This is a genomic window from Bradyrhizobium sp. P5_C12, assembly GCF_054049735.1.
In genome coordinates, this window is the sequence record NZ_JBFULU010000004.1 from 114404 (window position 1) to 127767 (window position 13364).

General features: G+C 62.8%; 11 protein-coding genes. 10 read left to right on the forward strand and 1 reads right to left on the reverse strand.

The features are described from left to right. Nucleotides 1-16: 16 nt before the first annotated feature. The 8 genes from ACXJMY_RS04945 (at nt 17) to ACXJMY_RS04980 (ending at nt 10516) form a co-directional block, all read left to right on the forward strand. Nucleotides 17-682, forward strand: coding sequence for a class I SAM-dependent methyltransferase (locus tag ACXJMY_RS04945; RefSeq protein ID WP_456618189.1), 666 nt, complete (start codon nt 17-19; stop codon nt 680-682). After that, nucleotides 660-1238: a WbuC family cupin fold metalloprotein gene (locus ACXJMY_RS04950; RefSeq protein WP_456618190.1), complete on the forward strand. Its 579-nt coding sequence runs from the start codon at nt 660-662 to the stop codon at nt 1236-1238. Before ACXJMY_RS04945 ends, ACXJMY_RS04950 begins: the two co-directional genes overlap by 23 nt. Before the next feature lie 61 nt (nt 1239-1299). Further along, nucleotides 1300-2280 carry a lysylphosphatidylglycerol synthase transmembrane domain-containing protein gene (locus tag ACXJMY_RS04955; protein ID WP_456618191.1) on the forward strand — a complete coding sequence of 327 codons (981 nt, stop codon included), beginning with the start codon at nt 1300-1302 and terminating at the stop codon, nt 2278-2280. A 16-nt stretch (nt 2281-2296) separates the two neighbouring features. Beyond that, nucleotides 2297-4582, forward strand: coding sequence for a hypothetical protein (locus ACXJMY_RS04960; protein WP_456618192.1), 2286 nt, complete (start codon nt 2297-2299; stop codon nt 4580-4582). 322 nt (nt 4583-4904) lie between these two features. Further along, nucleotides 4905-6785, forward strand: a complete 1881-nt coding sequence (locus tag ACXJMY_RS04965; protein WP_456618193.1) for a hypothetical protein — start codon at nt 4905-4907, stop codon at nt 6783-6785. 265 nt (nt 6786-7050) lie between these two features. Beyond that, a complete protein-coding gene (locus ACXJMY_RS04970; RefSeq protein WP_456618194.1) occupies nt 7051-8268 on the forward strand; it encodes a class I SAM-dependent methyltransferase in 1218 nt (405 codons plus the stop codon). Next, nucleotides 8261-9478: a class I SAM-dependent methyltransferase gene (locus tag ACXJMY_RS04975; RefSeq protein WP_456618195.1), complete on the forward strand. Its 1218-nt coding sequence runs from the start codon at nt 8261-8263 to the stop codon at nt 9476-9478. Before ACXJMY_RS04970 ends, ACXJMY_RS04975 begins: the two co-directional genes overlap by 8 nt. Before the next feature lie 3 nt (nt 9479-9481). Continuing rightward, a complete protein-coding gene (locus ACXJMY_RS04980) occupies nt 9482-10516 on the forward strand; it encodes a Gfo/Idh/MocA family protein (protein WP_456618196.1) in 1035 nt (344 codons plus the stop codon). Here ACXJMY_RS04980 and ACXJMY_RS04985 read toward each other — a convergent pair. After that, a complete protein-coding gene (locus ACXJMY_RS04985) occupies nt 10513-12174 on the reverse strand; it encodes a hypothetical protein (RefSeq protein WP_456618197.1) in 1662 nt (553 codons plus the stop codon). The two genes, ACXJMY_RS04980 and ACXJMY_RS04985, sit on opposite strands and share 4 nt — an antisense overlap. Before the next feature lie 158 nt (nt 12175-12332). On the opposite strand from ACXJMY_RS04985, the gene ACXJMY_RS04990 reads away from it, so the two are divergent. Then, nucleotides 12333-12839 carry a hypothetical protein gene (locus ACXJMY_RS04990; RefSeq protein WP_456618198.1) on the forward strand — a complete coding sequence of 169 codons (507 nt, stop codon included), beginning with the start codon at nt 12333-12335 and terminating at the stop codon, nt 12837-12839. A gap of 9 nt (nt 12840-12848) precedes the next feature. After that, nucleotides 12849-13355: a hypothetical protein gene (locus ACXJMY_RS04995; protein ID WP_456618199.1), complete on the forward strand. Its 507-nt coding sequence runs from the start codon at nt 12849-12851 to the stop codon at nt 13353-13355. Nucleotides 13356-13364: the final 9 nt, after the last annotated feature.

The window sequence follows — 13364 nt, forward strand, 5'->3', positions numbered from 1 at the left end:
GGACCGGTTGGGGACCATGACCGAGATCAACCTGCTCCAGCCGATGCACGCATCGACCAAGCGGAACTACGTTCAGCGCGTGGTCGAGCATGACAAGGCGGAATCCGCCGCCGTCGCTCGCCAATGGGGACACGATTATTGGGACGGGGACAGGCGCTACGGCTATGGCGGCTATCGCTATGACGGACGCTGGCGCCCGCTCGCCCAGACCCTGATCGACCGCTACGGCATCAAGCCCGGGAYGAGCGTGCTCGACGTCGGCTGCGGCAAGGGCTATCTGCTCTACGAATTCGCCCAGCTCGTGCCCGGCCTCACGATCGCCGGCATCGACATCTCCGAATATGGCATCGCCAACGCCAAGGACGAGGTGCGGCCGCAGCTGAAGGTCGGCAGCGCCACCGAGCTTCCCTACCCCGACCACAGCTTCGACCTCGTGGTGTCGCTCGGCGTGTTGCACAATCTTCCGCTCGAGGACGTCTTCCGCGCGGTTTCGGAGATCGAGCGCGTCGGGCGTGGCACCTCGAAATATTTGATGGTGGAATCGTTCCGCAACGAACGCGAGAAGGCGAATCTCCTCTACTGGCAGCTCACCTGCCTGAGCTTCCACGGCCCGGAAACATGGGCGTGGATCTACGACAAATGCGGCTACCGGGGCGACCATGGCTTCATCTTCTTCGAATGACGCAGGCGACCGGCGGCGCCCAACGTCGCTGCGGGCACAAAATCCCGAAGTCTATTATTCGGACGATGCCATCGTCACAGCGGACGACGCCACGATCGCGGAACTGAAACGCATCGCCGTCGGCAACCCACGCCTGCGCAGCCGGCTGTGCACGCATCCTGATCCCTCGTCCGGCCTGCACGAGATGCTGATCGTGCATCATCGCGAAGCCTACGTGCGGCCCCACAAGCATTTCGGCAAGCCGGAGTCGTTCCACGTCATCGAGGGCACCGCGCAGGTGGTGATCTTCGAGGATGACGGCCGGATTCGCGACGTGCTCGAAATGGCGCCTTACGGCCAGGGCAAGCGCTGCTACTACCGGATGCCCGAGCAGGTGTTCCACTCGATCCTGATCACCTCGGAATGGCTGGTGTTTCACGAAACCACCGCCGGCCCGTTCGATCCCTCCCGCACCTCATTTCCGGACTGGGCGCCCGACGGCAGCGACGTTGCCGCGGTCCAGAACTACGTCACAAGGACTGGTGCGCTCGCCGCGGAGCATGTGGCGAGACAATAGACTTCGACCGACATCGCTGCTCGACTATCCCGCCGTGACTGCTCGAGGACGAAATTAGCCGATGAAGCAGTCTGCCAAAGCACTGGTTACCCTGGTCAAGTTCGCTGTCTCGATCGGGATCCTCGTATTGCTGTTGCGTGGCCAGGACCTGTCGTCCCTGAAGGCCGATCTTCTCGCCGTCAAATTGGAGATGCTGGCGCTTGCAGTGTTGCTGTTGTTCGCCCAGACCTTCGTGCTCTGTCACCGCTGGATCCTGATCCTCCGCGCCATGAGCGTGTCCCTGGCTTGGTTGGCGGGGTGGCGCATTCTCATTGTCAGCACCTTTTTCAATCAAGTGCTGCCCGCGGGCGGTGACGCGGTTCGCATCTGGATGTTGCGGCGGCATGGCGTGCAATGGTCGCAAACTCTCAGCAGCATCGTGGCCGATCGCTTCGTCGGGCTGCTGGGTCTCGGTCTCGTGATACTGGCAGGAATGCCGTTCCTGCTCGCGCGCGTCGGCGAGAGCTCGCTCCTTTTCGCCATCATAGGCGTCATTGCAGCCGGGTGCTTCGGCACAATCGCCCTGGTCACGCTGGATCGGTGGTCGCCCCGCGCGATCGCGGCCCTGCCGGGCAGGGTCTTTCAATTCGCGATGCTCGTCAGGGCCCCGTTGCTCGCGGCTGAAGGCCGCGGAATGTTGATCGCGTCCGCCGTCATCATCCATCTGATCACCGTCGCGGCCTGCTATGTCCTCGCGATCGGAATGGAAGCGAAACTCTCGGCGCTAGACGCATTCGTTCTGGTTCCACTTGTCATCCTGTCGTCCGCGGTCCCCATCTCGATCGGAGGGTGGGGCGTGCGGGAAGGTGCGATGGTTGCCGCGCTCGGCCTCGGCGGGATCGCATCCGACAAGGCGCTCGCGATATCGGTTTTGCTGGGTCTTGGTGCCCTGATCGTCGGACTGTTCGGCGGCCTGGTATGGCTGGTCGCACCGGAGCGCGCCAACTTCAGCCCGGACAAAGCGCGGGCCATTGCCGAACGGGTCGACACCGCGCCGATTTAGCGATGACAGATCAGCCATGACACGGATGAAATCCCTACACGCTGTTGTCGAGGCGTTGTGGTGGCGCGTCCTCGTCTGCGCGCCGGCCGCGCTTTCGATCTGGTGCCTGAACCGACCCGGCACTTACCGAGCATTGATATTCGATGGGGGCTGGACAACGCGATTTTATGTCGTGGCCTGGATCGTCCTGACGCCCTATCTCGGCTGGCTTGTCATGGCGACCGGACGCCTGACGTTCTCGCTCATCAAGCGTGAACCCACTCAGCGCGTCGACGAATTCTTTGTTGGCGCCGCGGCGCTCATGTTGATGGGATTTGGGTTCGGCGCCCTTTCGATCCTTTATCCGCAAATCGTGCTCGGGCTTGCGCTCGCAGTTCTCGTCTGGGACATCCGCAACTTCAAGATGCCGCACAAGCGCGCGGCGAGCTTCTCGATGGTCGCGATGTCGCTGCTCGGTCTTTCACTTCTGCTGACGGTTTTCTTTGATCGCGCCGTGATGCCTGACGTCGTCTCAAGCGACGTTCCGCAGCTCTACGCACCCTATCTTGCCGAAGTCGCGAGAAATCACAGCATCTGGCTCGCGGCTGACAATCCCATCTTTTCGGACTTCGAGATCGGCCACGGGAACGGGCTGCACCTGCTGCTGGCGACGTTTCTGCCGCCCCATGTCGCTCAGATCATTTCGTTTCTCTACTTCGTTGCAATCGGCGCGGTCGTTTTTGAACTCGCCCGCATTATTCTGCCGTTGAAGGCCCTTGGACGCTCCTGGGAGCACGCAGCCATACCGATCGCACTCGGGTTGGCCATCCTCGGCCTTGCCTGGCCCAGAACGGTGCCAAGCGTCGAACCCGGCCTCCACGTCATGGAGTTCGGCAAATATCACCTTCAGACGGCCGCGTTCTTCGTTTATCTTTTGCTGGTCGTCATTCGCTCTTCCCAGAGCCGGGACAAGTTTGCCGCCGGAATCTGCGCCCTCGCCGTCGCCGCCTCATATCCGCTTTACGCAGCGTTTGTCTTTCTGATCTCGTCGCTGGGCGTGCTCACCAAGGCATTTCAGCGGGACCGATCGGGCATCATCACCAGTACATTGCTGGGATTAGGGGCAGTCGCGGGATGCGTCCTCGCTTTCTCCGTCAATTATTTCTATCTCGGAATCCCCGCGACCAATCCATACTCGCTTTTCCGGCATGTCGTGTCGGTCGAACGTTTCTCCAGATTCGGCAGCCTCGACATTCTTGATTACTTCGTGATGGCACAGTCGCTGGAGGTCACCGACTTTCTCAGCAAGGCGGGACTGTTCGCTTTCTTCAAACAGGTAAGGTCCGTTGTGGCGGTCGCGTTTCTTATCGCGATAACGGCATGTGCAGTCGCCTTCGCGGACTCAAAACTGTTTCCCGATCGCTCCGACGTCTCGCAGTCGCAGCCATTGCCCAGTCCCGCGGGACTTTTCATCGTTATCGCCTACGTCGCCAGCGTCCGGCTTCTGGACATGACGCTGAATATTCCGAGCCTGATCAGACTATCCATTCACGTCAACGCGCTATTCCCGCTGACAGCTGTCGCAATCGCTTGCTGGGGGGTGGTCCTGGTGCGGCGGTGGGCGCCGGCGTGGTTCGCCGGGCGCTTCGCTCCCAATGCGGCGCTTTTGGCACTTCTCATCGCCTGCGCATGGACGACCAGTTGGTTTCCGTTGAGGAGCCTCAAGCACAACGAGGCCCTGGCTTTTGTCGCCGGACGCTCACTCGAACAAATGCCCCATGTGACCCCGACCTGGCAACGCTGCCTCGAACTGCAGCGATCAACGGGATTCGATCGCATCCTCGCCCTGAACGGTTACCGCGCGATGGTGCCCTGCTATTTCTCGCCTCTGCTCACGCGCGGCAAGATCATCCATACCTATGAGAGCGACGTTGCACGCAACTTCAAGGAAATCGCGCTGGGGAGCGCCGATACGGCGGAAGCCGCTCTTCGGTCGCTCGGCGTAAAGCTCTTTTATGTCCAGAAGCAGAATTGCGATTTCTGGCTCAACGGCTTTTCGGACCTGTTTCAAAAAACCGAACTGGAAAAGCGGTTCGGTGCTCATAGCGAGACACCGGACTATTGGATCGTGACGTGGAAGGACGACGACCAAACACTGAGTCCGGAGGTTGTGACCGGCATTTCGGCCTTACGGACGAAATCGAAAGAGATTTACCAGCAGGCCTACGGGACGGAACCGTTTGAGGTGATGAAACACCGTTCACCTCCTGGCGGAAGGCGAGCGGACCCGGCGATACTCGACCGGGTCTTCGCATGCCAATGAGAGGCGTTTCAACGCGCTGCTATTTGCCATCTTGGCCGTGGTATCCGGCTTCAGCCAGTTGGTCCGTGGGATTGCCCGGTGAATCCTGCGATGGTAAGAGCGATATCCATTGCCCCGAGGGCAATCGGGGCCTGGGCGTGATTTCGAAGAGGATCGAAATTCTCGGCCTGGTTGCCGTCTTCGGCATGACTGTCCACTCTCCTTCGATCCTTGCGCGCGCCGAGACGATCTAGTGCAATACACAAAGGACTTCTCGACTGCTGCCCGGGCGGTTGTGGCCGCTCTCGTTGGATGTGCCGCAGCCTACGTGGCGTTACTGCTGTTGAAGGACTACCTTCCGGCCTTCCAGTGGAATTTCGACGACGGATTTGATCTGTCCGCAGCCCAGAAGAACTGCGACGTCTGCAAGAAGGCGTTCTACGGGGCCTTCTTCCTGTCCGGGCCGATCGCGGCCGCGGCCGCCTTGTATGCTGCGCATCGATCGTCGGGCTCGCTGACGCTGAGCACGATCACGGCATGCTTGGTCTACGTTGCGCTTTACTACGCGAACGATCGGGGCAGCTTCATAGTCGCGGCCGTCCTTCTGGCGATCGCGGCCGCAATGGTCATAGCGAATCGGCGGGCAGATGCGTTTTTTCTGAAGGAGAGCTCTCCGACTGGTACTCCCTTCCGCGTGGGGCTGCCCGATCTGCTTGCGGTCGCATTCCTTGCCCTGTTGTTGATACCGTCGGACCTCGAGCGCGTGACCTCGGTCGTGCGCGACGAGGCGCATAAGGTCAGCTACTTCATCGGGCCGGCGCTCTACGACTATGCGCCCGGCCTGGTTCCGGGACTGGACTACCATTCACATTATGGCCCGGCACTCGGCTGGTTCTTTCATTTCATCATGGGAGATGGCTGGAAGTCGGCGGCCATGCGAGTGGTCGGACTGAACATCGCGATCACACTTGCCGTATATGTGCAGGCCTATTTTCTTCTGACGTATCTGATCAGGTCGAGACTCGCAGCGATCGGCATCGTCACGGCGCTGGCCGTGCTGGCTTTCTCCACCACCAATCACTTCTACTCGCCGTCCGCCTATCCCACCCGTTTTCCCCTGCTGATCGTCTTCGCACTCGCCATCGGCCTGCACTGCGCCGACCCCAGGCGCCCCGGATGGCTGATCGCATCGGCGATCATGTGCGCGGTCTCCCTGCTCTGGCAGACGGAGATCGGACTTTTCTTCTTTGTGACAGGCACCTTTGTCGCCGCGATCGCCGGAGGTTTTCCAGGCTATCGCAACGCGCTCATATTCGTGGTCACCTCGATTGCCGCCGCAATGTTGCTGTGCCTGCTGCTGTTCGGATCAAGGGCCCTGTCCCTGACGTTCCTGATCGAATGCTTCCGCCCGCTCGTGCTCTACGGTACGGGATGGGGAAGCTCGCCGATCAAATGGTGGCTGAGGTGGAGCATGCTCTACAATCTGCCGCTCCAGATCGTCGGATGCATCACGGTCGGCTGGGCTTCGATCAGACTGTCGCGGGCGTCCGATCCTCCGCGCGACCGGTTCGTAACCGGAGTCCTGTTGGCGCTGTCGATGATCGGCATCGCGCTGATGATCAAATGGGTCAACAGAACGCTTGACGCGGTCTGGCACCAGAATGCCTTGCCGCTGGCTATCGTCGCGGCCTGGTGGGCTCATCAGTTCTCCAAGAGTTGGCAACCGGCGTTCAGGAGAGCCGTCGGCGCCGTGGCGGCCGCCGCGACGCTCGTTGCCCTGCTGCTTGTGCAGGATAGACTCAACCCGCACCCCTATGGCCTGCGATCGTACGCAAACTATCCAAGCCTCCTGAGATGGCCGTTTGCGTCCCCCTCTCCCGGTACGTGGCAGGAGGACTTTGGCCGGATCACGGAGACGGAAACCAAGTTCATCCAGGAGAGCTCGAAGCCCGGCGAACGCGTCCTCGTCATTGCCTTCATGGATTGGGCTTACCTGGCCCAGGCTCACCGGGCGCCCAAAGCTTATTTCATGCCGCTGCTCGCCTCCTTCGACGAGCATTTCATCGGCCCCTCGATGGACGACGCGGACCGGCTGTTCTACGACAACATCGTCGAGACCCGGCCCGAATCGCCACGTGTCCGCGAGGTCGTGGAGCGCATCAAGAAGGACTTTGTGCCGGTTCAGACGAAGGGCAACCTGACCCTCTACGCGAGGCGGCGTTAATAGCGGTCGCCTCCCCGGGAGCGCCCGAAGGGGCGGCCGGGAACCCTCGCGGCGGCCAGACCCTCGCGAGATGGTCACGCCCCCCGAACCGGCACTGTTTTCGCCAGTCCGACTGTCGGACAAGGTGCTCGCGGACAGTGTGCAACCTAACTTATTAATTGAGGTGCACGCGGGGGCCCTATATAGCCGTAGAATGGCTACCAGCTGCGGGCCGTAATGGCTCGGGACGCCGATTCAAAACTGTTCCTGCAAAGAGAAATAGCCCGTGACCGACCATTGCCGCCTCTGCCATTCGACCAACCTGCGACCGGTCATCGACCTCGGACAAATGCCGATTGCGCATCGGCTTCGGCACAGCCGGAACGAGCAGGAGGAACGGTATCCGTTCGAGGTGCTCGCCTGCGGCGATTGCGGTCTGCCTCAGATCGTCAAGCCGATCGACCCCGACATCCTGTATCGCCAGTTCAACTACAATTTCAGCAGCTGGAAGCCGGAGCCCCACCAGCCGGACGAACTCGATACCATCGCGAAATTCTCGAGCCACCAATCCGTGTTCGAGATCGGATGCAACGACGGCCTGTTCATGGACAGGCTGCGCGAGCGCGGCACCAAGATCATGGTCGGCGTCGAGCCCAATCCGGTGTCGGGCAAGATCGCCCGCGAGCGCGGCATCAAGGTCTATGCCGACATGCTCAGTCCGGAGATGGCCCACGACGCGGTCGCTCAGTCCGGCAAGTTCGACCTCGTGATATCGCGCCAGGTGCTCGAGCACATCGTCGATTTTGAGAACTTCTTCGCCTGCGTGAAGATCGCGCTGAAGGAGGACGGGCTGCTGTTCATCGACGTGCCCGATTTCGCACCCGGTTCGACGGCAGGCGATCTCTCGGTGCTCTGGGAGGAGCACGTCAGCTACTTCACCGAGCCGACTCTGGTCGCGCTGCTCGCGCGCCACGGCTTCGAGGCGGTGTCCGTGAAGAAATACAATTTCAGCGGCGGCAGTCTCGCGATCGCCGCCCGCCGTGCCGCAGGCCCGGTGACGGTGCCGCCCGCGCCGGCCGGCGTCGGCGAGAGATTCGGTCAGCGCGCGCGGGAGTATGGCGAGCGCCTGCGCCCGATCCTCGCCAAGGCTCGTGCTAATGGCACCGAGATCGCGATCTATGGCGCGGGCTGCCGCGCCTGCACCTTCACCAATGCGCATGAGCTGGCGGACCTCGTCGATCTCTCGGTCGACGACCAGAAGGAGCGCCAGGGATTGTTCCTGCCCGGTACCGGCATTCCGATCCGTTCCCCGGACGAGCTCGCCGGCAACGCTGAGCCGCTCGTTTGTCTCCTGGCCGTGAACCAGGAAAACGAGGCGAAGGTCAGCAGCCGGCTGCGTGAGAACCTGAAGCGCCCTCTGCACATCGTTTCGATCTTCGCGCCGTCCGATATCTGGAGCGAGCTCGACGGTCTCGAGGCGGTCGCAGGGTCGCGGCATGGCTGAGGACAAGCTCTTCAACTACTACGAACGTCAGGACGTGCTGCCGACGTTCGGAAATTTCAAGTCGGCCGCTGAACTCGCGGCCTATGCCAGCCAGCGGCGCGAGCTGTTTTCGGACAAGCTGGTGCTGCCCCCGCGCCTGTTCCGCGACGCCGAGGTCCTCGAATTCGGTCCTGATTCCGGCGAGAACGCCCTGGCGTTTGCCGGCTGGGGCGCGAACATGACACTCGCGGAACCGAACCGGCATGCGCATCCGAAGATTCAAGCCTATTTCGCGCATTTCGGCCTGACGGAGCGTCTCCGCGCACTCGCGCTGTCCGATGTCGAAGGATTTCGCAGCGATCGCCGTTTCGACATCATCGATGCCGAAGGATTCATCTATACGGTACAGCCGACTGAGACGTGGCTCGGCATTTTCCACCGGCTGCTCAATCCCGACGGCTACGCCGTCGTTTCCTATTACGAGCGCTATGGTGGCTTCTTCGAGCTCGCACTCAAGGCGATCCATGCCGCCGGCAAGGCGTTGACCGGCCGTCCGGCGCTCGAAACGGCGAAGCTGCTGTTTGATGCAAAGTGGAACAGCATTCCGCACACCCGCAGCTTCGAATCCTGGCTGATGGACGTGCTCGAAAATCCCTTCGTCCGGCACCCCTACTTCCTCGACGCGGCGGCCCTGTGTCGCGCGGCGGATGGGCTGGGCTTCGACGTCCATTCGGCGTGGCCGTCCTACCGCGACAGCCTGGACGTCTACTGGCACAAGAAGGTGCTGCCCGGTGAGGAGAAGCTGCGCCGCGCCACGCGCCATCTCGGCCGCAGCCGCCTCAGCTTCCTCGGCGGGCGAAAGCTTTATCTGGTCGGCAACGCCGAGGCGGTGGACGCAATCTCGGCCTCGATCGAAGCACTGGTTCTCGATGTCGACCGACTGGTCGACGCCCCCTTCGGCGACAGCCTGCCCCGGGTGATCGCCAGCCTCGCGGCATTGCGCGAAACGATCGGCGCGACGGAGATTCTCGCCGACGAGGCTGCCGACATCGAAGCCATCACCGCGACACTCGACAGCTTCCATCGCATTTTCAGCGCGATCGGGCAGCGGGACGTGGCGACGCTCACGGCCCTCACGCAGTCCGATCCGGCCTTCATCAACACTTGGGGGCAGCCGGCGCATTTCCTCGTCATCCGCAAGCGTCTCGAGGCCTCGCAGGAGGGATCGTAGCCAGTGAGGCCGGGCATTGGCATCATCGGAACGGGCATGGTCGGCCAGATGTGCCACCTCGCCAATTTCGCCGCCAATCCTGCCTGCCGCGTCGTTGCGATCGCCGATCTCCGGCCGGATCTGGCGGCCGCCGCGGCGGCCAAATTCGGCGTCCCGCGCGTCTATGGGACGCACCGGGAGCTGCTCGCGGACAGCGAAGTGTCCGGCGTTGTCGTGGTGACGAAGCGTCGGGCGACGGGGCCGATTGTCCTCGACGCATTGAACAGCGGGCGGCACGTGCTGTCGGAGAAGCCGATGGCCTACACAACCGCGCAGGCGGTGTTGCTGGTCGAGGCTGCGCGGCGGCAGGACCTCGTCTACGGCATCGGCTACATGAAGCGACACGACGCCGGCGTGGCGCGCGCCCTGGCCGAGCTTGCGCGCATTCGCGCCGACCGGTCGCTCGGACGTATCGTCGGCGCGCGCGGCTGGTGTTTTGGCGGCAGCACCGGTGGATCGCGCGACGCCTTCGTCATGACTGGCGAAGCCCGGCCGGACGGGCTCGAGCTCTGGGAGGATGGTCCCGACTGGATGCCAAGCGCGATGCGGCCCGGCTACGACAATTTTCTGAACGTCTTCAGCCATATCATCAATCTGGCCCGCTACGTGCTCGGATCGTCGCCGACAGTCGCCGAAAGCACCGTCGAGACCTCGGGAGCCGCGCGCATAACCCTCGACTTCGACGGCATCGCCTGCACGCTGGACCTCGTGAACGGGTCCGAGGGGGCCTGGCGCGAGGGACTGACGATCGCTTTTGAGCGGGGCGCGGTGACCATGGATTTGCCTCCACCCTTTGCCCAGCAAGAGGCGCAGCTCATTCTCGACCGCGATGGTCAAAGCACGCGGGTGACAGCTGAGATGAGCTGGGCATTTCGGCGCCAGGCCGACGCCTTCGTCGCGGACATCATCGAGCGCAGGAAGCCCCTCGCCTCCGGCGAGGACTCGCTGACCGACATCGCGCTTGCAGAAGCGGTCTGGAAGCCGCGGGCCGGCGGCTAGGGCGCGCCGTCCTTCTTTGCGTCGAGGGGCGTGATACCGGCGATCGGGCCCAGCTTGATGGTGACCTGCGCAAGTTGAGCCAGAAACTCTGCAACATCGCAGCGCGCCAGCAGCCGGCAGGCGTAGTACTTCCGCACCAACGTCTGGTTCGCCGCCGCCGCAGGACCCGGCTGGAACGAGATCGTCGCCTGCGGCCCCGACGGATCGAAATGATGGAACGCACTTCCCGGAGCCGTCCGCGCCTCCGCCATTCCCTGGAGGATGTTGGGCCGCTCGGCACGCAGAGCAAATCCGAAGAAGGGCTGGTTGCCCCAGGCAAGGCGGAGCATGCCGGTGACCTCGGCCAGGCCGAACGGCACATGCCGTGACGGGTAATCGAAGAAGCCGTCGTCGAGCGCATAGACCGTCGCCGCAGGCTGGACCCGGCTGGCGAGGTCGCGCGACAAAGCCTCCTGCTTCAGCGTTCTCGCCTGCATGAAGACGTAGTCGGTCCACAGCATGCCGATCGACAAGGTCGTTCCCAAACCGAACACGAGCGCAAAGGCGGCGCCGGGGCCGATCGAACGTTCGGCCAGCCGCTTGAATGCAAGAAGCGTCAGCGCCGACGGCAGGCCGAACATCAGGAGATGACGGCTCTCGTAGAAATGCGTCGAAGAAGGCCGCAGGCCGGCGATCAGATAGGGGGACGACAATGCGAGGAATAAAACCACGGCGAGCACGAGCAGCAACGCGGTAGCCCTTCTGGACGCGGTGGGCTCCGTGTCAGGACGCAACAGCAGCATGACGATGCCGACGAGGACCGCAGCCACGATGAACAGCGCCGGGCCTCCGATCGCCGCCCGGAATGCGTGGGCCAGGACGTCCCTATAGCTGGTGACGAAAAATGCCTGCCATCCGTTCGCCAATTCGCCGAGCGTCGGGAAATGGGCGTCATAGTGCTGCGCGTACACGCCGATCCGCTTGAACCAGATATTGAGCGTGCCCCAATAGACCAGAGGCAACACCATCAATTCCGGATAGAGCAGCGCGCAGCGCCAGGCCGCGAGCCATGTCCGACGGACGAAGCCGTGCGCGGCGTCCCCGCCCCGCCATATCGCAACGAAAAGACCGAGGACCACGAAGGCATAGAGCACGATCGTCGAGTTGAGCGCGAAGCTCACAAGGAACACGAGCGCGCCGGCCACACGAAGCAGCACACGCCGCAGGCCGCGGGCGCCGAAGGCGAGCGTCAACAGCCACGCACCGACGAACAGAAGTCCGAAGCTGAAGACGTAGACCGCGTTCGCCTTACCCGCCCAGAGCTGATAGCCGGGATAGGTCCAGACGATCAGCGCAAAGCCGACCGCCTCGGCCCGGTCGAGCAATCCGAGCCGCGTTGCCGTCAGCACCAGACACATCGCGCCAAGGAGAATTCCGGCGAACGCCAGCGATGTCATCACGGCGATGGGGGCGCCCGTCCAGTTCGCGAACGTGTCGTAACTGTAGAAGATCGGATGGCCGGCGCCGTTCAGCAGGAAATCGATGTCGATGAAGTAGTCCGGACGCGGCTTGAGCACCAGCCAGTCGTCCATGAAGAGGCCGTCGTTCAGGAGCATCGGCGCATGCGCCGCCAGCAACACCACGAGGAGAATTGCTATCGCGCGCAGCAATGGGGACATGCTCGGACGGGAGAGGAAGGGCATCGCCGGCAAGAATTGGCACGCCCGCGTGACCGCCGCAAGAGCGGGACGGCGGGCTCCCTTGACCGGAAAAATACTACCTCCTATAGACTTTCGCTCGGGCTGGGCCTGAGAGGCGTCCGGGGCGATTTTCCGCAATGAACATGCTACCGGGACCAGCGCAAGCCGCTGCGATTTGCCTCAGCATCGCGTTTCCACTGCTGTTGCTGTGCTACGCGCGCATCGCCGCGACCGGCGGATCCGGCCGCCGCTTTCGGCTGGGCTGCGTCAGCGTCATCGCCCTGTACGCGATCGCCTGTGTCGCGCTTCCCGGTCAACGCCATCTCGACGACGTGGTTGGCGGTCTCTTCCTGTTGGCGACGGCGATGATGCTTTGCTACATCCTGTTCAGCCTGCTGGCCTGGGGGTTCACGCTGACGTTGCTCACGGCACTCGTCCAGGCCGGACGTCCCCTCACCCTGGAGCAATGGGCCGCGGCCTACATGCAGGGCGGAGATCTCGGCACCTTCACGCACAATCGCCTGAAACTCCTGGTCGGCGCGGGGATGGTGATGACGGCAGACGGCCGGCTGGTCGCAACAGCCAAGGGGTTGGCGATCGCGCGTCTCGTCAAACTGGTTCGTCTGTCGACGGGACTTGGGTGAGCGGCCACGATGTCCTTTGCCGTCGGACTCTTCGCCGTCGTTGTGTTCGCCCTGCTGGCGCCTGCCCTGCAGCTCATGTCCCGTGCTCTCGCATGGCCGGTCGGCCCCGTGGTTCTGCTCGCGATCGCCGCAATCGTCTCGCATGGTCTCGGCGTGATGCTCGGCATTCTCGTCGTCCCGCAATTCCAGTACTGGGACGCCGGGTCGATTTTCGGATTTTGCGTCATGGCCTACGTTTTCGCTTTTGGCGCAGTCTACAAATCGGTTTCGCTGGACATCCTGCTGGGCCTCCTCGACCGGCCCGACCGGAGGGCTCCGCTGTCGGAGATTATCGAACGGCAGGTTCCTGACCTGTTCCAGGGGCGAACCGGGAATCTGGTCGACGGCGGCCTGGTCGAACAGGTCGACGCGCGCTTCGCCCCGACGGCGGCAGGCCGGGATCTGGCAGACCGCATCGGGCGGTTGCGCCGCGCCTTCGGGATCGGCGACACGAGTCTCTATGATTTCTCAGACTAGTTGCGCGAA